The sequence below is a fragment of the Campylobacter sp. CFSAN093226 genome, from assembly GCF_012897595.1.
Taxonomy (GTDB): Bacteria; Campylobacterota; Campylobacteria; order Campylobacterales; family Campylobacteraceae; genus Campylobacter_D; species Campylobacter_D jejuni.
Genome location: NZ_CP040608.1, coordinates 535,204 through 552,227, shown reverse-complemented (window position 1 = coordinate 552,227; position 17,024 = coordinate 535,204). Strand labels below are relative to the sequence as shown.

20 protein-coding genes are annotated in these 17,024 nt (G+C 30.5%); 7 read left to right on the top strand and 13 right to left on the bottom strand.

Going from position 1 to position 17,024, the window contains the following annotated elements; all coding sequences use genetic code 11:
• The first annotated feature begins 6 nt into the window (after positions 1 to 6).
• The 3 genes from FBF02_RS02955 to FBF02_RS02945 are packed head-to-tail and all read left to right on the top strand — an operon-like array spanning position 7 to position 1,349.
• The gene (locus tag FBF02_RS02955) at positions 7 to 639 is read left to right on the top strand and encodes a trimeric intracellular cation channel family protein (RefSeq protein WP_002852232.1); all 633 of its coding nucleotides are present in this window, start codon (positions 7 to 9) and stop codon (positions 637 to 639) included.
• A 57-nt stretch (positions 640 to 696) separates the two neighbouring features.
• Positions 697 to 1,131 carry an EexN family lipoprotein gene (locus FBF02_RS02950; RefSeq protein WP_002855128.1) on the top strand — a complete coding sequence of 145 codons (435 nt, stop codon included), beginning with the start codon at positions 697 to 699 and terminating at the stop codon, positions 1,129 to 1,131.
• The gene (locus FBF02_RS02945; protein ID WP_002859102.1) at positions 1,128 to 1,349 is read left to right on the top strand and encodes an EexN family lipoprotein; all 222 of its coding nucleotides are present in this window, start codon (positions 1,128 to 1,130) and stop codon (positions 1,347 to 1,349) included. The genes FBF02_RS02950 and FBF02_RS02945 overlap by 4 nt, the downstream gene beginning before the upstream one ends.
• Here the strand turns inward: FBF02_RS02945 and cmoA are convergent.
• Genes cmoA through FBF02_RS02895 form a run of 10 tightly spaced genes read right to left on the bottom strand, consistent with a single transcriptional unit; the run spans position 1,339 to position 10,503 of the window.
• Positions 1,339 to 2,049, bottom strand: a complete 711-nt coding sequence (cmoA, locus tag FBF02_RS02940) for a carboxy-S-adenosyl-L-methionine synthase CmoA (RefSeq protein ID WP_002859101.1) — start codon at positions 2,047 to 2,049, stop codon at positions 1,339 to 1,341. The two genes, FBF02_RS02945 and cmoA, sit on opposite strands and share 11 nt — an antisense overlap.
• The gene (locus FBF02_RS02935; RefSeq protein WP_002852206.1) at positions 2,036 to 2,890 is read right to left on the bottom strand and encodes a bifunctional riboflavin kinase/FAD synthetase; all 855 of its coding nucleotides are present in this window, start codon (positions 2,888 to 2,890) and stop codon (positions 2,036 to 2,038) included. Before FBF02_RS02935 ends, cmoA begins: the two co-directional genes overlap by 14 nt.
• The gene (locus tag FBF02_RS02930; protein WP_002852328.1) at positions 2,856 to 3,617 is read right to left on the bottom strand and encodes a TlyA family RNA methyltransferase; all 762 of its coding nucleotides are present in this window, start codon (positions 3,615 to 3,617) and stop codon (positions 2,856 to 2,858) included. Before FBF02_RS02930 ends, FBF02_RS02935 begins: the two co-directional genes overlap by 35 nt.
• The gene (locus FBF02_RS02925) at positions 3,614 to 4,618 is read right to left on the bottom strand and encodes a membrane protein (protein WP_002852264.1); all 1,005 of its coding nucleotides are present in this window, start codon (positions 4,616 to 4,618) and stop codon (positions 3,614 to 3,616) included. Before FBF02_RS02925 ends, FBF02_RS02930 begins: the two co-directional genes overlap by 4 nt.
• Positions 4,599 to 6,542 (bottom strand): NAD-dependent DNA ligase LigA, encoded by a 1,944-nt coding sequence (gene ligA, locus FBF02_RS02920; RefSeq protein WP_002852062.1) that lies wholly within the window; start codon positions 6,540 to 6,542, stop codon positions 4,599 to 4,601. The genes FBF02_RS02925 and ligA overlap by 20 nt, the downstream gene beginning before the upstream one ends.
• A complete protein-coding gene (folP, locus tag FBF02_RS02915) occupies positions 6,543 to 7,685 on the bottom strand; it encodes a dihydropteroate synthase (protein ID WP_002858587.1) in 1,143 nt (380 codons plus the stop codon).
• Position 7,686: 1 nt separating this feature from the next.
• Positions 7,687 to 8,286 carry a DNA polymerase III subunit delta' gene (locus tag FBF02_RS02910; RefSeq protein ID WP_002852167.1) on the bottom strand — a complete coding sequence of 200 codons (600 nt, stop codon included), beginning with the start codon at positions 8,284 to 8,286 and terminating at the stop codon, positions 7,687 to 7,689.
• A gap of 5 nt (positions 8,287 to 8,291) precedes the next feature.
• Positions 8,292 to 8,828: a HobA family DNA replication regulator gene (locus FBF02_RS02905; RefSeq protein ID WP_002852154.1), complete on the bottom strand. Its 537-nt coding sequence runs from the start codon at positions 8,826 to 8,828 to the stop codon at positions 8,292 to 8,294.
• Entirely contained in the window at positions 8,829 to 10,031 is a 1,203-nt protein-coding gene (locus FBF02_RS02900) for an aspartate kinase (RefSeq protein WP_002852266.1), read from the bottom strand. It abuts the gene before it with no gap.
• A 1-nt stretch (position 10,032) separates the two neighbouring features.
• A complete protein-coding gene (locus FBF02_RS02895; RefSeq protein WP_002852091.1) occupies positions 10,033 to 10,503 on the bottom strand; it encodes an RNA pyrophosphohydrolase in 471 nt (156 codons plus the stop codon).
• A gap of 101 nt (positions 10,504 to 10,604) precedes the next feature.
• Between FBF02_RS02895 and hemW the strand changes: the two genes are divergently transcribed.
• Genes hemW through queA form a run of 4 tightly spaced genes read left to right on the top strand, consistent with a single transcriptional unit; the run spans position 10,605 to position 13,897 of the window.
• On the top strand, positions 10,605 to 11,672 hold the full coding sequence (hemW, locus tag FBF02_RS02890; RefSeq protein WP_002852262.1) for a radical SAM family heme chaperone HemW: 1,068 nt from the start codon (positions 10,605 to 10,607) through the stop codon (positions 11,670 to 11,672).
• Between the two features lie 57 nt (positions 11,673 to 11,729).
• Positions 11,730 to 12,146, top strand: a complete 417-nt coding sequence (gene tatB, locus FBF02_RS02885) for a Sec-independent protein translocase protein TatB (RefSeq protein ID WP_002852097.1) — start codon at positions 11,730 to 11,732, stop codon at positions 12,144 to 12,146.
• Positions 12,139 to 12,876: a twin-arginine translocase subunit TatC gene (gene tatC, locus FBF02_RS02880; protein WP_002852171.1), complete on the top strand. Its 738-nt coding sequence runs from the start codon at positions 12,139 to 12,141 to the stop codon at positions 12,874 to 12,876. Before tatB ends, tatC begins: the two co-directional genes overlap by 8 nt.
• Positions 12,869 to 13,897: a tRNA preQ1(34) S-adenosylmethionine ribosyltransferase-isomerase QueA gene (gene queA / locus FBF02_RS02875; protein ID WP_002852279.1), complete on the top strand. Its 1,029-nt coding sequence runs from the start codon at positions 12,869 to 12,871 to the stop codon at positions 13,895 to 13,897. The genes tatC and queA overlap by 8 nt, the downstream gene beginning before the upstream one ends.
• Here queA and lpxD read toward each other — a convergent pair.
• The 3 genes from lpxD to FBF02_RS02860 are packed head-to-tail and all read right to left on the bottom strand — an operon-like array spanning position 13,886 to position 17,009.
• Entirely contained in the window at positions 13,886 to 14,851 is a 966-nt protein-coding gene (lpxD, locus tag FBF02_RS02870; protein WP_002852180.1) for a UDP-3-O-(3-hydroxymyristoyl)glucosamine N-acyltransferase, read from the bottom strand. The genes queA and lpxD overlap by 12 nt on opposite strands.
• Positions 14,848 to 15,312 carry an acetolactate synthase small subunit gene (gene ilvN, locus FBF02_RS02865; protein ID WP_002852211.1) on the bottom strand — a complete coding sequence of 155 codons (465 nt, stop codon included), beginning with the start codon at positions 15,310 to 15,312 and terminating at the stop codon, positions 14,848 to 14,850. The genes lpxD and ilvN overlap by 4 nt, the downstream gene beginning before the upstream one ends.
• Positions 15,309 to 17,009 carry an acetolactate synthase large subunit gene (locus FBF02_RS02860; RefSeq protein ID WP_002852093.1) on the bottom strand — a complete coding sequence of 567 codons (1,701 nt, stop codon included), beginning with the start codon at positions 17,007 to 17,009 and terminating at the stop codon, positions 15,309 to 15,311. Before FBF02_RS02860 ends, ilvN begins: the two co-directional genes overlap by 4 nt.
• Positions 17,010 to 17,024: the final 15 nt, after the last annotated feature.

The window sequence follows — 17,024 nt, the reverse complement described above, 5'->3', positions numbered from 1 at the left end:
TAAATTATGGAGATAAATGCTCTTACGATAACCACTCTTTATATCATAGGTATTTCCGCAGAAGGAATGACAGGAGCTTTAGCTGCAGGACGCCACAAAATGGATCTTTTTGGAGTTATTTTTATTGCTCTCGTAACAGCAATTGGAGGCGGAAGCATACGAGATGTGCTTTTAGGACATTATCCTTTAACTTGGGTTAAACATCCTGAATATATTATTTTAATCTGTTTTTGCGCCCTTGTAGCCACAAAAATTCCGCGCGTAGTAACCAAACTTGAAACTTTATTTCTAACTCTTGATGCTATAGGACTTGTTGTTTTTAGCATACTTGGAGCTCAAATAGCTATAGATCAAAACCATGGCTTTATCATAGCCGTTGCTGCCGCTGTAATTACCGGTGTTTTTGGTGGAATTTTAAGAGATATTTTATGTATGAGAATCCCCTTGGTGTTTCAAAAAGAAATTTATGCAGGAATTGCCATAATTGCAGGAGCAATCTATTATTCTCTAATAATTTGGCTTGAGCTTAATGCCCTAGTTTGCACACTTTTAACTCTTTTTATAGGAGTTTTTGCAAGGCTTTTAGCTATCAAATATCAATGGTCTTTACCTATTTTTTCTTACAATGAAGAAAAATAATTTATCGTTGCTTTATACAAGTTTGCTAAGATATTAAAAATTTTAGGAGATTGATAAATGCGAAGACTAAGTATTTTACTTGCAATTTTAATAGTTATTAATATAACAGCTTGTGATAGTAAAACAGAAAATTACTACAAAAATCTTCCTAGCGAAGCAAAAGAAAAAGCGAAAGAATGCAAAGAAAGCGGAACTCTTAGCGAAGATTGTATTAATGCATTAAAAGTTGGTGTTAAACCAACAAATGAAGAGGGTAAATACAGTCCAAACACACCGAAAAAATCTGATAATCAAATATTAGAAGCTTTAAAACAAAATGATTTAAAAAAAGAAAAAACCACAAAAGATATTAACCAAAGTTCAGAAAATAATGAAAGTATTATAATACCACCTATAGCAGAAACACCTTCTGAAATTTATCCTTCCAAAACAACAGAAAACAATCAAAGTTCTATCTTTAGCGATGATGTTAATATGACACAGGAAAAATGACCATGAAAATAACTCTTTTTTTAAGCCTTATTGGTATATTTTTTGCAGCATGCGAACAAACCAAAAGTGTAGAATATTATCAAAATCACCCCGAGGAAGCAAAAAAAAGAAGTTTAGAATGCAGACACAAAGCTATCATTAGTCAAGATTGTGTTAATGCATATAAGATAGGTTTTCCAAAAGATGAATGGGAAGATGAAAATATTTCTAATCCTTAAAAGCTATGAAAGTTTCAAAATTTGCCCATTTAAAAATACTTTCTATTTTCTTAAAACCTGCCTTTTCTAGCATATTTAAATTTTCTTTTTGACTATAAGGAATTAAAACATTTTCCAAAGCTTCTCTTTTAGCTGCGATTTCAAACTTAGAATAGCCTTGTTTTTCTTTATAATCAGCATAAAGTTCTATGATATTTTTAGACAAAAAAGCATCTTCATAAAGGATTTTTTCACTCATAATCAAAATGCCTTTAGAGTTTAAATTTTTATAAATTTGATCAAGCAATTCTTGTCTTTTAGGAGGACGAATAAACTGCATGGTATAATTTGCTACAAAAACATCGCAAGTAAAAAAATCAAATTCGCATAAATTAGCTTCAAAAAAACTTATATCAAGCCCATAAGCTTTAGCTTTTGATTTTGCAACTTCAAGCATGGAAGCAGAATTATCCACGCCAAAAAGTTTAAAATCCTTTCTTAGATTTGCCAAAAAAATCAAAAAATTAGCACTTGAGCAGCCCAAATCGCAAACACTTGCATTTGTAGGTAAAATTTTAGCCAATAAATTGCCACAAAGTTCTAAATTTTCTCTATAAAATGGTACAGAACGATTGATCATATCATCAAAAACACTAGCCACGCTTTTATCAAATTCAAATTGTTTTTTAGGGCTTTGTTTAAAAAGTTCATCTTTCATCATTTTTCCTTAATAATTCTCTAGCTTGCTCTATGTCTTTAGCAATTTGATTTTTAAGTTTTTTTAGATCTTGAAATTTTTGATTCTCTCTTAGAAAAGATATAAACTCGAGTTCAAAAAACTCTCCTTGCGTGAAATTTTCACCCAATTCTTCTAAAATATGACTTTCTATAGCAAAATTTTCATCGCTTGATCTTACACCTAAAAAACTCACACTTTTATAAGTTTTTCTTTGACTTTTTAACAAAGTAACATAAACACCATTTTGAGGTAAAAAATAACCTTCACAATCTAAATTTATAGTCGCAAAAAGTTCTTTAGAGCCCAAACCTTGTCCTTTAATCATCTTCCCTTTGATACTATAATCTCTTCCTAAAAATTCTTTTGCTTTTTGCAAATTTGCTTTTGATAAAAAATCCTTAATTAAACTTGCATGAACACCTATTCCGTCTATGCTAAATTCATCAACTATTATAGTTTTTATCCCACTTAAAGACTCAATATCTTTAGCATTATAAGCTCTATTTTTCCCAAAAGAAAAATCATATCCCACCACTATAAATTTTAAATTGACAAATTCTTTTTTCAAAAAGCTTAAAAAATCTCTACCATCTAAAGATTTTATACTTTCAAAATCCACTTCTATAACTTTTTTTCCTGAAATTTCTTCTTTTTGACGATTTGAACAAAGAAATTGACCCTTAAATTTATTAATAACTAATAAAGCCCCATTCTCATCTAAACATTTTACAAGTTTTAGATGTCCTAAATGCATACCATCAAAACAACCTATGGCTAAAGAGGTAATATTAATTTTTGATATAGTAGTAAAAATATTCAACATTACCTTCCTTTCCTTTAATGCTTGATTTTTGCGTATTTTTTAAAAGCCAACCCAATTTAGCACATGCTTTTTCAAAATCCATTCTTGCCTTTAAGATTGCCTTATCATCTTTTAAAACACCTTTTTTATCTCTTTTGATATTTTTTCCCACTTCAAACTGAGGTTTAAAAAGTAAAATAATTTCCTTTAAAGCTAAATTATCAATATAATAAAGTAAATTAATAAGAGAAATAAAACTCACATCACAAGTAACAAGTTCAAATTTTTCTTCACTTTTAAAGGCTCTAAGATCTGTATTTTCATGCAAGATAATTTTTTCATTTACTCTTAAACTTGGATGGAGTTGATTACTACCCACATCAAGAGCAGTGATTTTTAAAGCCTGATTTTCAAGTAAAATTTGAACAAAACCGCCCGTACTAGATCCTATATCAAGACAATTTTTATGTTTTATTTCAATATCATTTTCTTCTAAAAATTTTTTTAATTTCAAAGCTGCTCTTGAAACATAAATTTCACTTAAAAGATCCAATTTTAACTCATTGGCTAAAAGTATATCTTCAGGATTTAAATCTTGCGTTTTTTTTAAATTTTCTAAAAAATTTTTCACATCAAAAGAAGCTTTAAAACTCTTACCATTAAGTAAAATCTCTTCATTTTCTATAAGCTCTAAGGCTTTATTTCTACTGATATTTAAACGCTTTGAAACAAAAAAATCAAATCTCATTTTAAACTCTCATTTATTCTTTTTTCTAAGTCTTCTTTTTCTTTAGAAAACCACCAAATACCTATTTCAAAAGCATTTTTTTTAAAAATTTCTCTAAGATCTTTAAGATCTTTTTCAAAAAGATCTTTTTCTTTTTGAATTAAACTTAAGTTATTATCTTTTAAAAAATTAAAATTATTCATCCATAAAAGTATTTGCTCTTGTTCGGATTTTAAGGCATTATTTCTTTGCTCTTTTAAAAAATAATTTCCTAAAACCATGATAAAACATAAAAATAAAACAATTATTTTTATCTTTATTTTCAAAACAAAATTAAAAACAAAAGCCAAAAGAGAACAAAACATAAAAAAATTAAAAAAATCAAAAATAAAATTTAAAGCCCTAAACCCCAAATATCCAAAATAAGAAAAAATAAAAAATTTTAAATTTGAAACAAAATGTAAAAATTCAGATAAAAAATCAAAATAAACAAAAGAAGCACTCTTATAGGCAATGATTTTCCTAGAAAAAAGTTCTAAATTTAAAAGTTCATTGTAAGTAAAAAAAAGCCCATAAAATGCATAAAATAAAGCAGTAAAAAAACTAGCGATAACAACTATTCTAAAATCATTATAAGCATTATCTACAAATTGCAAATGCAATTCTTTTTTTAAAAATATCATCAATAAAGGTAAAATTATAAATATAAAAACAAAATCAATTTTTTCAAGATTTAAAAAATTTAAAAATAAAGAAACAAGTCCAAAAATCGCCAAGAAAAAACTAAAAATATAAAGATAAAAATCCCCCATACTAACACGATAAAACAAACTTCCCTTAATCAAAGTAGCTTCTTTTATAATATTTTTTCTAAGCTTTAAAAATAAAAAGAATTCCCAAAAAAGTGTTAAAAAAATAGAAATTAAAAAAAATAAAGAAAAAGCACTCCTTTGCCAAGTTAGCAAAAAGCCAAAAAGGCTTAAAAGCGTTAAAATATAAGAACTATTCTTTAACAAGCTCATTAAAAGCACTTTCATCTATACATTTTACTTCAAGCTCTTTAGCCTTACTAAGCTTAGAACCTGCCTCTTCTCCAAAAAGCACATAGTCAGTCTTTTTAGAAACCGAGCCGCTTACCTTACCCCCAAGCTTTTCTATCAAAGCCTTAAACTCATCTCTTGGGCGTGAAAGAGTGCCTGTAATCACAAAAGTTTTACCAAAAATCACACCATCGCTTTTGATTTCAAGTTTTTCTATTTTCAAATTTAAAAGCTTGTAAAACTCATCAATTCTTGTGCGATTAACACGCGTAAATTCGCAAAGACTTAAAGCCATTTGCTCTCCAAAACCTTCTAAATTGGCATAAGCTTCAAAGCTTTGCTTGTACCACTCTTTACCAAAACTTAAACTTAATTTTTTAGCCGCAACCTCGCCAATATGCTCTATTCCTAAAGCTGTGATAAAACGAAAAAGCTCACATTCTCTTGCTTGTTCTATGGCATTTAAAAGATTGTTAATTTTCTTTTCTTTAAAGCCTTCCAAACCTTCAAAATCATTAAATTTTAAATGAAAAATACTCTCAAGCGTAGTGATTTTTTTGTGCTTGTATAAAAGTTCTACTATATTTTCTCCCAGTCCGTCGATATTAAGACATTTTTTAGAAACAAAATGAATGATAGAATTTACAAGTCTATCTTCACAATCTATATTTTGACATTTTATTAAAGTTCCTTCATCCAAAAGCTCACTTTGGCAAGTAGGACAAAGCTTAGGGCGTGAAATTTCCATCTCTAAACCTTCTCTACGCTCTTTAAAAACCTTAGTGATTTTAGGGATAACATCGCCACTTCTTATCACGCTTACAAAATCATTGATTTTAACATCAAGTCTTGCAATTTCATCAAAATTATGAAGGGTGGCTGATTTTACTACAACCCCATCTAAATTTACAGGTTCTAAAACTGCCACAGGAGTGATCACTCCACTTCTTCCTACTTGTAAATTTACCCCTATTAAACGCGTGGTTTTTTCAAGCGCAGGAAATTTAAAAGCTGCCATAAATTTTGGAAATTTTACCGTATAGCCTAATTCTTCACAAAGTGCAAGATCATCAACTCTTACCACCATTCCATCCATCATCATAGGTTTTTTTTCTCTTAGAGCTAAAAGCTCATCATAAGCTTTCAAAACTTCGTCTAAATTAGCGCAAAGTCTTACAAAATCATCCTTTAAAAAACCAAGCTCTCTGATAAATTGCATCACCTCGCTGTGTTTGGTGAAATTTAAGGTATTTTCCCCTACTCCCCAAGGATAAAATTTCAAATTTCTTTCTTTAGTGATGCTTGTATCAAGCTGCCTTAAACTCCCACTTGCAGCATTGCGTGGATTGGCAAATAAACTTTGATTTAAAAGGGCTCTTTTTTCGTTGATTTTCTCAAAATCATCTTTTAAAATCACCACTTCTCCACGAATTTCTATCCTTTCTTTATAGGCTATATTTTTAGGTATATTTTCTATCTCAAAAACATTAAGCGTTATATCCTCACCCACTTCGCCATCGCCCCTAGTGGCGCCGCTTACTAATTTACCATTTTCATAAAGCAAATTTAAACTCGCTCCATCAAATTTAGGCTCTATAAAAAAGTTTTTTTCACATTTTGCGCGTTTTGCCCAAGCTCTAAGCTCACTCTCATCAAACACATCTTCCATCGACCACATACGCTTTAAATGAGCTATTTTTTTAAACTCACTTTGTATAGTAGGAGCTATTTTTTGCGTTGGAGAGTCTTTTGAAATTTCATCTTTATTTTGTTCTTCAAAAACTCTTAATTCTCTGATTAAAGCATCGTATTCTTCATCGCTAGCCAAGGGTTCATCTTTTTCATAATATGCCCTCATCCACAAATTAGCTAAAGCAACTTTTTCTAAATACTCTTCTTTTTTCATCTAAACTCCTATATTATCCATTGCCTGCGCTAAAGCAAAAAGTTGTTTATGCTCATATAAATCATGCACTCTTATAATACTAGCACCATTTTCAAAAGCCTTTAAATGCAAATATAAAGTTCCCGCTAAACGATCTTTAATCTCGCTTTGAAAATACGCATTAATCACACTTTTACGACTCGCACCTATAAGTAAAGGTTTATTAAATTGCAAAAAATGTTCTAAGTGTTTGATTAAAATCATATTATGCCCCGCACTCTTTCCAAAACCAATACCTACATCTAAAATACTTTCTTTTACTCCAAAACTTTCTAAAAGCTCAAGTTTTTCTTTAAAAAACAAAGTCATCTCATCAAGCAAATCTTCATAAAAAGGATTATCTTGCATGTTATTTGGATTGTTTTGCATGTGCATTAAGCAATATTTTGCCCCATATTTACTTGCAAGTTTGGCTAGATTAAGATTTCTTAAACTTGTAATATCATTAATGAGTTTAAAACCCTTATTTAAAGCATATTCTAGACAATATTCATCAAAACTATCTAAACTAAAAATTGCTTGTTCGTAATAATTTTTCTCATAAATTAAGTCAAGTACTTTTTTCAGTCTTTTAAATTCCTCTTCCTTGCCACAATACTCACTCCCAGGTCTTGAGCTTACCGCACCTATATCGATATATTCAGGCTTTAAAGCAAGAAAGTCATTAAGCCTTTTTTCAAAGTCTTCTTCACTCACACGACTTTTTGCATTAAAACTGTCTTCATTGACATTAATCACTGCCATAAGCTCGGCTTTTTTCGGTTTTAAAAAATCTTTTTGCAAAAAAAGAGCCAAATTTTTAAGTCCAAAATCTTGAAGTTTTTCTTTGACAACAAGCTTTTGAATTTGCTCTTTACTTGCCATTAAAAGCGCATTTGAATGAGTGATTTTTGCAGTAATTACTTCTTTATGAGTAATAAGTTCAGCTCCTACTCTTAAAGCATCTTGTTTTAAAATATTTGCCGCAGGAGTAGAAATATCTTTGATAAAAATAAAATGAATTTTTGTTTTTTCACTCATGATCTTTTGTCCCATTTTATGAGGGTTTATGAAAGAACAAAGCAAATTAAAATCGGTGTTTGGATTGATTTTAAAAAATTTCATTTTATTTCTTTGTATAGTAATTTAATAAAAGAGTAGCTAAAAGCACCCCGCTTTTAGAATTTAATTTTGCAAGCTCATAACTTTCATAAAAAAACTCTAATTCTTCAGCGTTAAAATCTTTATATTTCACACATTCTTTAGCAAGCAATGCGATTTGATCCATAAGTTCATTTTTATCCAAATTTTCATTTTTTTGCAAAAAATCAAAAAGCATTCTTAAATCCATTCTTTTAAGATCTAAATCAAGTTTTTTAACTTCCTTTTCAACTTTTCTTTTTTCACAAATAAGACGTGATTTTATAGTAGGTAAAAGTAAATTTTTAGAAGGTATCACAATAAGAAATTTAATATTTTTTGGAGGTTCTTCAAGGAGTTTAAGTAAAAAATTTTGCGCTTCTATCCTATAAGAATCCGCCATTAAAACAATAATTTTTTCTTCAGTTTCTGCGATATAGCTTTCTTTTTCAACCGCTCTTGCATCATCAAGTAAAAATTCATTTTGTGGTATAAAAAATCTTAATTTTTTAATACCAAAATTATTAATCATTTCTTCCTTAATACCTAAAAAATCTTCACTGATAATAATCTTACTAATAAACAAAATATTTATCCTAATTGCACCTTGGAAAATAATATTGCATCCAAACTTACATCAAAAAGTTGATATAAACTAATAAGCTTGATATCCAAGTCTTTATCTTTAGAATTTAAATAAAAACTATCTTGTAACTGCTCATCAAAAAGCCACAATAAACTATCATCTCTTGATTTAGCGATTAAAGATTTATTATCAGAAGCACTTCCTATATAAAAATATACATAACCATTAGGAAAAGAAATGTCAAGCAAGTCATTAAGTAAAGCTATATCTTCTGAACTTTGTACTTTCTTCTTACATAAAGAATTTAACGACACAAAAGGGAGCATGGGACGAGTGGCTTTTGAATTTATATTTTTTAAAAAATACTCTTCATACCAAGATCTTTGTTCATCACACATTAATACAAAAGTGCGTCCTTCTAAAAGATATTTAAGTCTTGCAGCCATCAAAGGAGCCCATTCTAAACGACGCGACTCCAACCATGCCATAAAAGCTCCGCCATTGCGAATATTTTCAAGAGTAAAACTTAAAAAATCACTCATTTATTTATCAAGTCCGTAGCACTCATGTAGTGCTCTAACTGCAAGTTCTCCGTATTTTTCATGAACTATCATTGAAATTTTTATTTCACTAGTAGAAATCATACCGATATTAATCCCCTCATCAGCTAAAGCTTTAAAAGCTTTACTTGCCACTCCTGAATGTGATTTCATACCTACGCCGACTATAGAAACTTTTACTACAGCACTATCACTTTCTATAGTTGTTTTTGAGCTTAAAATTTTTTGCATAGCATTTTTGGCTAATTCAAGTTCATTTTGAGGAACCGTAAAACCCAAATTTGTAGCACCATCAACTCCAACATTTTGTATAATCATATCTACATTAATATTTTCATTTGCTAAAACAGAAAAAATTTCAGCTGCGATTCCAGGCTTATCTTCTATATTTCTTAAAGTCACTCTTGCTTGATTTTTATCCAAAGCAATACCACTTACTAAAGCTTGTTCCATTCCATCTTCCTTTGTTATCATTGTTCCTTCGTTATTGTTAAAACTACTTCTAGTTACTAAATTAACATTTAATTTTTTTGCAAGTTCTACAGAGCGATTTTGCAAAACTTTTGCACCTAAACTTGCAAGTTCAAGCATTTCTTCATAAGAAATTTTATCCAATTTCTTTGCCTTTGGTTCAATTCTTGGATCTGTTGTATAAACCCCATCAACATCGGTATAAATTTCACACAAATCCGCATTTAAGGCACCTGCCACCGCCACAGCACTTAAGTCGCTTCCACCACGCCCTAAGGTAGTTACATTACCTTCCTCATCTACACCTTGAAAACCTGCTATAACAACTATTTTACCATTTTGAAGTTCTGATTTTATCGCTTTTGTATCAATATGATGAATTCTTGCCTTTGTAAAAACACTATCTGTAATAATTCCTGCTTTTCTCCCAGAAAACGATATAGCGGGACAACCCTTTTCATTTAAAGCAATAGAAAGTAAAGCGCTTGTTACACGCTCTCCGCTGCTTAAAAGCATATCCATATCTTTACCATTAGGAGTTTTACTAAAATATTCAGCTTGCTCGATAAGAGTATTTGTCACCCCACTCATTGCAGATACTACAACAACAAGTTGATTACCCTGTTGCGCACTTTGGATAACCCTATTGGCTACTGCTTCGATACGCTCAAGTGTTCCAACGCTTGTTCCACCATATTTTTGAACTATAAGCATTTTAGATATAACCTTTCTCTTCAAAATATTTGATCACTCTAACATAAATATTTTTTTTGAAATGATTAATCATTTCAAAAATTTGTTTAACACTCACAAATTGATAATCATCAAATTCAGGATGCTTAGTATTGATATTGATTGTAGCACCGTGCTTTAAACGCACTAAAAAATATTTTTGAATCTGCCCATCATAAGGATACATTTTTTTAACAATTTTACTCGGAAAATCATAACTCAACCATTCTGGATACTCAGCAATGATTTCAACCTCATCAGTGCCTATTTCTTCTTTTAGTTCTCTAAATAAAGCGTTTTTGACACTTTCACCTTTATCAATACCTCCTTGTGGAAATTGCCAAATATTATCCATATCACTTCTTCTAGCTATAAAAATCTTACACTCAAAAGGATAAGAACTTGATAAAACAATAGCTGCAACATTTGGTCTATAATTTTTCTCGTTTTCCACAATATTGTTCCTTAAATCTCAAGGATATAATTTTAACCTAAATCAAATCAAATTTTTATTAAAATACATTAAAAAATTTAATAAAATATTTTAGGGTTTTTATGCATTTTTATATCCATATTCCATTTTGTGAAAGCAAATGTAATTATTGCGCTTTTACAAGTTTGAAAAAAAATGATTATGAAAAAGCCTATTTTAAGGCTTTAAAAGAAGATATTGTTTTTCAATTAAAACAATTTAACATTCAATCAAATCAAATTAAAACCTTATTCATAGGCGGAGGAACACCAAGTTGTGTTAATGCGTATAATTATGAAGATATTTTTAAAATTTTATATCCCTTACTAGATAAAAATGTAGAAATTTCATGCGAAGCTAATCCCAACTCAGCAACATTAAATTGGCTTAAAAATATGAAAAATCTAGGAGTTAATCGCATTTCTTTTGGAGTTCAAAGTTTTCATCCTAAAAAACTTCACTTTCTTGGAAGAATTCACAATCAAGAAATGATTATCAAAACATTAGAAAACGCAAATAAAGTAGGTTTTAAAAATATCAATTTAGATCTTATTTATGATACGAAATTAGACAATAAAAAAATGCTTGAATTTGAACTCTTACACTTAAAACAAATCAAGGATTTAATCACACACCTTAGTGCTTATAATTTAACCATAGAATCAAACACAGCCTTTGCTAAAAAAGAACATTTCAAAAAAAATGCTCCTAATTTAATGAAATTTTTCATCAAACAACTTCTAGAGCTTGACTTTTTTCAATATGAAATCAGTAATTTTTCAAAAACCAAAGCCCAAATTTGCAAACATAATCTTGCTTATTGGCAAGGAAAAAACTACCTAGCTTGTGGATTAAGTGCAGTAGGATTTTATGAAAATAAGCGTTTTTATACAGCAAAAAATTTAAAAAATTACATAGAAAATCCTACTTTTAGATCTATAGAGCAACTAAGTTCCAAAGACTTGAATTTAGAGCACCTATTTTTAGGACTTAGAAGTATAGTAGGGATTGATGAAACAAAACTCAATCAATGGCAAAAAGACAAAATAAATATATTATTAAAAGAAAAAAAACTTTTTTACAAAAATAAAAGATATTTTAATCCTAATTTTCTCATTAGCGATGAACTTGCTTTATATCTCTCATCTTAAATTTAAGTTTTTTAAGTAAAATATTTATTAAAATATCAAATCAAAGAGTAATGATTAATGAGTTTTGGTGAAATTATAGTTATTTTAGTTGTAGCGATTTTAGTCTTAGGACCTGATAAACTTCCAGAAGCTATAGTACAAATAGCAAAAATTCTAAAGGCTGTAAAACGCAACATAGATGATGCAAAATCAAGCATAGAAAAAGAAATACGCATCAATGACTTAAAAGAAGAAGCTAAGAAATACAAAGATGAATTTTCAAGCACTAATGAAAATATACGCAAAAAACTCAGCTTTGAAGAATTTGATGACCTTAAGAGAGATATTTTAGATAAAACAAAGGTAGATTTAACCTTTGATAGCAGAGATGATAAAGTAAAAAATAACCTTAGCGGACAAAATTTAAATACAGAAGAAAAACCAAATCTTAGCAAATTAGAAACACAAGATAAAAACGGAAAAATAAATGTTTGAAGAATTAAGACCTCATTTAATAGAACTTAGAAAACGCCTTTTTATAAGCGTTGCTTGCATTGTAGTTATGTTTATTGTATGTTTTGCTCTACGAAGCTATATCTTAGATATTCTAAAAGCTCCACTTATAGCTGTTTTACCCGAAGTAGCCAAACATGTGAATGTAATTGAAGTACAAGAAGCCTTATTTACCGCAATGAAGGTTAGTTTTTTTGCAGCCTTTATCTTTTCTCTACCTGTAATTTTTTGGCAATTTTGGAAATTTGTAGCTCCAGGACTTTATGATAATGAAAAACGCCTTGTAGTGCCTTTTGTTAGCTTTGCAAGCATTATGTTTGCCTTTGGGGCTTGTTTTTGCTATTTTGTTGTAGTGCCTTTGGCTTTTAAATTTTTGATTAATTTTGGTTTAAATGAAGATTTTAATCCTGTGATTACCATAGGAACTTATGTAGATTTTTTTACCAAAGTTGTTGTGGCTTTTGGCTTAGCTTTTGAAATGCCTGTAATTGCCTTTTTCTTTGCTAAAATCGGACTTATAGATGATAGTTTTTTAAAACGCCATTTTCGCATAGCTGTTTTAGTTATTTTTGTTTTTTCAGCCTTTATGACTCCACCTGATGTTTTATCTCAATTTTTAATGGCAGGACCACTTTGCGGACTTTATGGACTTTCTATTTTAATTGTTCAAAAGGTAAATCCTGCTCCAAAAGATAAAGAAAGTGATGAATAAAGACTTACTTCTTTCAAGCTATGATTACACTCTAGCTAATGAACTCATAGCCAACTATCCTACAAATCCAAAAGAAGATGCTAGGCTTTTGGTTTTTGATCGCAAAAACAAAGAAATTTTTCATACTACTTTTAAAAATTTACAAGACTTTTTACCCAACTGCGCGATTTTTTTCAATGATACCAAAGTTATTAAAGCAAGAATTTATGGCAATAAAGCAAGCGGAGGAAAAATAGAGCTTTTCTTGCATCAACCTTTTTTAAATTCTCACAATCCGCTTTTTCTAGCTCAAATTAAAGGGCGCATTAAAAAAGATGAAATCTTATATTTTAAAGAGGATTTAAAAGTACGCGTTGTAGAACTTTTAAATGATGGTCTTCGAAAAGTTCAATTTTTTCAAAATGATAAAACCTTAGACACCTCAAATCTTTACAACCTGCTTGACAAGATAGGACATATACCCTTGCCTCCTTATATTAAAAGGGAGGATGAAAAAAGTGATTTGAAAGATTATCAAAGTATCTTTGCAAAAAATTTAGGCGCAGTGGCTGCTCCGACTGCAAGTTTACATTTTAGTGAGACTATGCTTGAAAATTTAAGAAAAAAACACGAAATTTATCATTTAACCTTGCATGTAGGAGCTGGAACCTTTAAAAGCGTGGAATGTGAAAATATACAAGAGCATAAAATGCATAGCGAATTTTTTAATATTCCGCAGCAAGCATGTGAAATTATAGATTCTAAACAAGCTATTTTAGGCGTAGGAACAACGGTAACAAGAACCATAGAATATTATACAAGAACTAAAACAAAAAATGGTTTTTGTGATCTTTTTTTACACCCGCAAAATCCACCTATAAGACAAAATCATCTTTTAACCAATTTTCATTTACCAAAATCTACTCTTATCATGCTAGTTTCAGCTTTTATCGGTAGAGAACAGTGTTTAAAACTTTATGAACTCGCCATAAAAGAAAAATATCGCTTTTACTCTTATGGCGATGCGATGCTAATCTTGTGATTTTTCTTTAAAATTTATTGCTATTTTAGCTTGAAGTTTTAGCCAATCTTTTTGAAGCATGATAGGAAAACCTCCATAAACACGCCCGCCTTCTAAATTTTTACTCACACCGCCTCTTGCAGCTATAGTGCTAAAATCGCCTATTTTTAAATGTCCACTCGTTGCACTTTGACCACCCATAATAACATTGCGTCCTAACTCACTTGAACCTGAAATTCCAGTTTGTGCCACAATGATACAATTTTGACCTATATTGCAATTATGTCCGATTTGAACTAGATTATCTACCTTAGTACCTGCTTTGATAATAGTACTATCAAAAACTGCTCTATCTATAGTTGTACAAGCCCCCACTTCTACAAAATCTTCTAAAACCACGTTGCCATTATGATAAATTTTATAATGTTCGCCGTTTTTATTGTGCGCATAACCAAAACCGTCACTTCCTATTACACAATTAGCAAGCAGATGACATTTTTTACCGATTTTAGTATCATTATAAATCACTACATTAGGATGAATAATACTCTCATCACCAATGCTGACATTATCGCCTATATAAGCTCCTGCCATAATGATTACATTTTCACCGATATTTACATTATCACCTATATAAACATTAGGCATGATTCTTGCGCTTTTTGCGATATTTTGTACTTTTTCTTTAGCTGTGCTTATCAAAGGTTTAGCAAAAAGCTTGCTTAAAAAAGCAAAACTCAAATGTGGACTTTGAGTAATCAAAGCTTTAGTATCTTTAGGTACTAAATTTTCATATTCTTTAGATACTAAAATAGCAGCAGCTCCTGTGTGAGGTATATCTTTGGTATTTTTCTCACCATCACAATAAGTAAGCTCTGTAAAATTTGCTTTCAATAAAGAATTTAAAGCACTGATTTCTATATCCTCGCCTTTATATTCCAAGCTTAAAAATTCTGCTATTTCACTTAATTTCATTTAATCTCCATCAAAACAGATCCACTGCGAACTATATCACTAGGATTGTATTTTTTAATTGTTTTTAAAAAATTATCAATGCGATTTGCATCATCAGCAACCATTAAAAACAAAAAATTCTCATTGCTATTTGCAATAGTACCATTATAAGCTTTCAAAACGGCATCAAGTCCACCTAAATTTTCATTTAAAGGAATTTTCACTAAAGCCATTTCTTTGTCAATAAATTCTTCACTTTCTATCACTTTATAAGTAGGAATGAGCTTATGAAGTTGTTTGACTATCTGCTCAAAAGTTCTTTCATTTCCTGAAGTGACTATATTAATACGAGAAAATTCTTTATTTTCCAAAGGTGCTACTGTAAGCGAGTCAATATTATAACCTCTTCCTGAAAAAAGTCCTACTATACGAGATAAAACCCCATGCTCATTTAAAACAATTACCGATAAAACCCTTCTCATTGTCTATCCTTTGCCTTTGGTAAAATCATATTATAAATCGCACCTCCTGCAGGCACCATAGGTAAAACATCTTCAAAGCGATCAATTTTTACATTTAAAAGAGAGGTTTTATCACTTTTTAAAGCTTGGCTAAAAGCTTGAATGAATTCTTCTTTGTTTGAAATTTCATAACCTTCACAACCAAAACCTTGAGCTATTTTGATAAAATCAGGCTGAGTGCTTAAATCAGTTTGTGAAAAATGCTCTTTATAAAACATACTTTGCCATTGTCTTACCATACCTAAAAAGGCATTATTTAAAATAATATTTATAGCTTTTATACCATACTCATAAGCAGTCATAAGCTCTTGGATATTCATTAAAACCGATCCATCACCTACGAAATTAATCACCACTTCTTCACCCACAGCAAGCTTTGCACCCAAAGCAGCAGGTAAAGAATATCCCATAGTTCCTTGCCCTCCACTTGTTGCAAGTTGTCTTGGATAATTAAAAGGATAAAACTGCGCTACCCACATTTGATGCTGACCCACATCGGTAATAATCCTTGCATCTGGAGCCATTTTCGCACATTCTTCAATCACCCATTGCGGTTTTAAAATCTCATTGCTATCTTCATAAGAAAGCGGATAAAGTTCATTATAACGCTTTAAAGTTTCATGCCATTCTTTAAAAGTTGTGTTGAAATTTTCCTTTTTAAGCTCTTCTAAAAGCTCTTTAAGAACTTCTTTAATATCTCCTACTATAGGATAATGCGCATTGATAATCTTTGAAATAGAACTAGGATCAATATCAACATGAACTATAGTCGCATGTTTAGCAAATTCACTTGTTTTTCCTGTAATCCTATCATCAAATCTCGCTCCTACACTCACAAGCAAATCACACTCACTTAAAGCCATATTAGCAGCATAGCTTCCATGCATGCCTGCCATTTTAAGATTAAAAACATCATCACTTCTTAAAGTTCCAAGCGCCATCAAAGTTTCAACTGCTGGAATTTTTGTAAATTTTATAAGCTCTCTGATTTGCTCGCTTGCATTAGAACTGATGCAACCTCCACCTAAGTAAAACAAAGGTCTTTTTGCTTCTTTTAAAAGCTCTGCAAATTTTTTAATTTGCTTTGAGTTACCCTTATAAACGGGCTTATAAGTCTTCATGGAAATTTCTTTAGAGTATTCCCAAAGTCCCAAAGTTGCACTTACGTCTTTTGGCACATCTATATGCACAGGCCCAGGTCTACCACTTCTTGCTATATAAAAAGCCTCTTTTAAAATGCGTGGAAACTCTTCTATACAAGTAACTAAATAATTATGCTTTACACAAGGTCTTGAAATGCCTACTGCATCAATTTCTTGAAAAGCATCTGTACCAATAAGAGAATTTGCCACCTGCCCTGAAATCAACACCAAAGGGATAGAATCGCTATAAGCCGTAGCTAGACCTGTAATAGTATTTGTAAAACCTGGTCCGCTTGTAACTATAGCTACGCCCACTTCTCCGCTCATTCTTGCGTAAGCATCAGCAGCATGCAAAGCCGCTTGTTCATGACGCACTAAAATATGTTTAAAATACTTTTGATTGTAAATTTCATCATAAATATTAAGCGCAGCGCCTCCAGGATAACCAAAAACAATTTTAACATTTTCTTCTTTTAAAGCCTCGCAAATCATTGCCGAACCGCTTAACTCTTTCATAATAACACTCCAAAA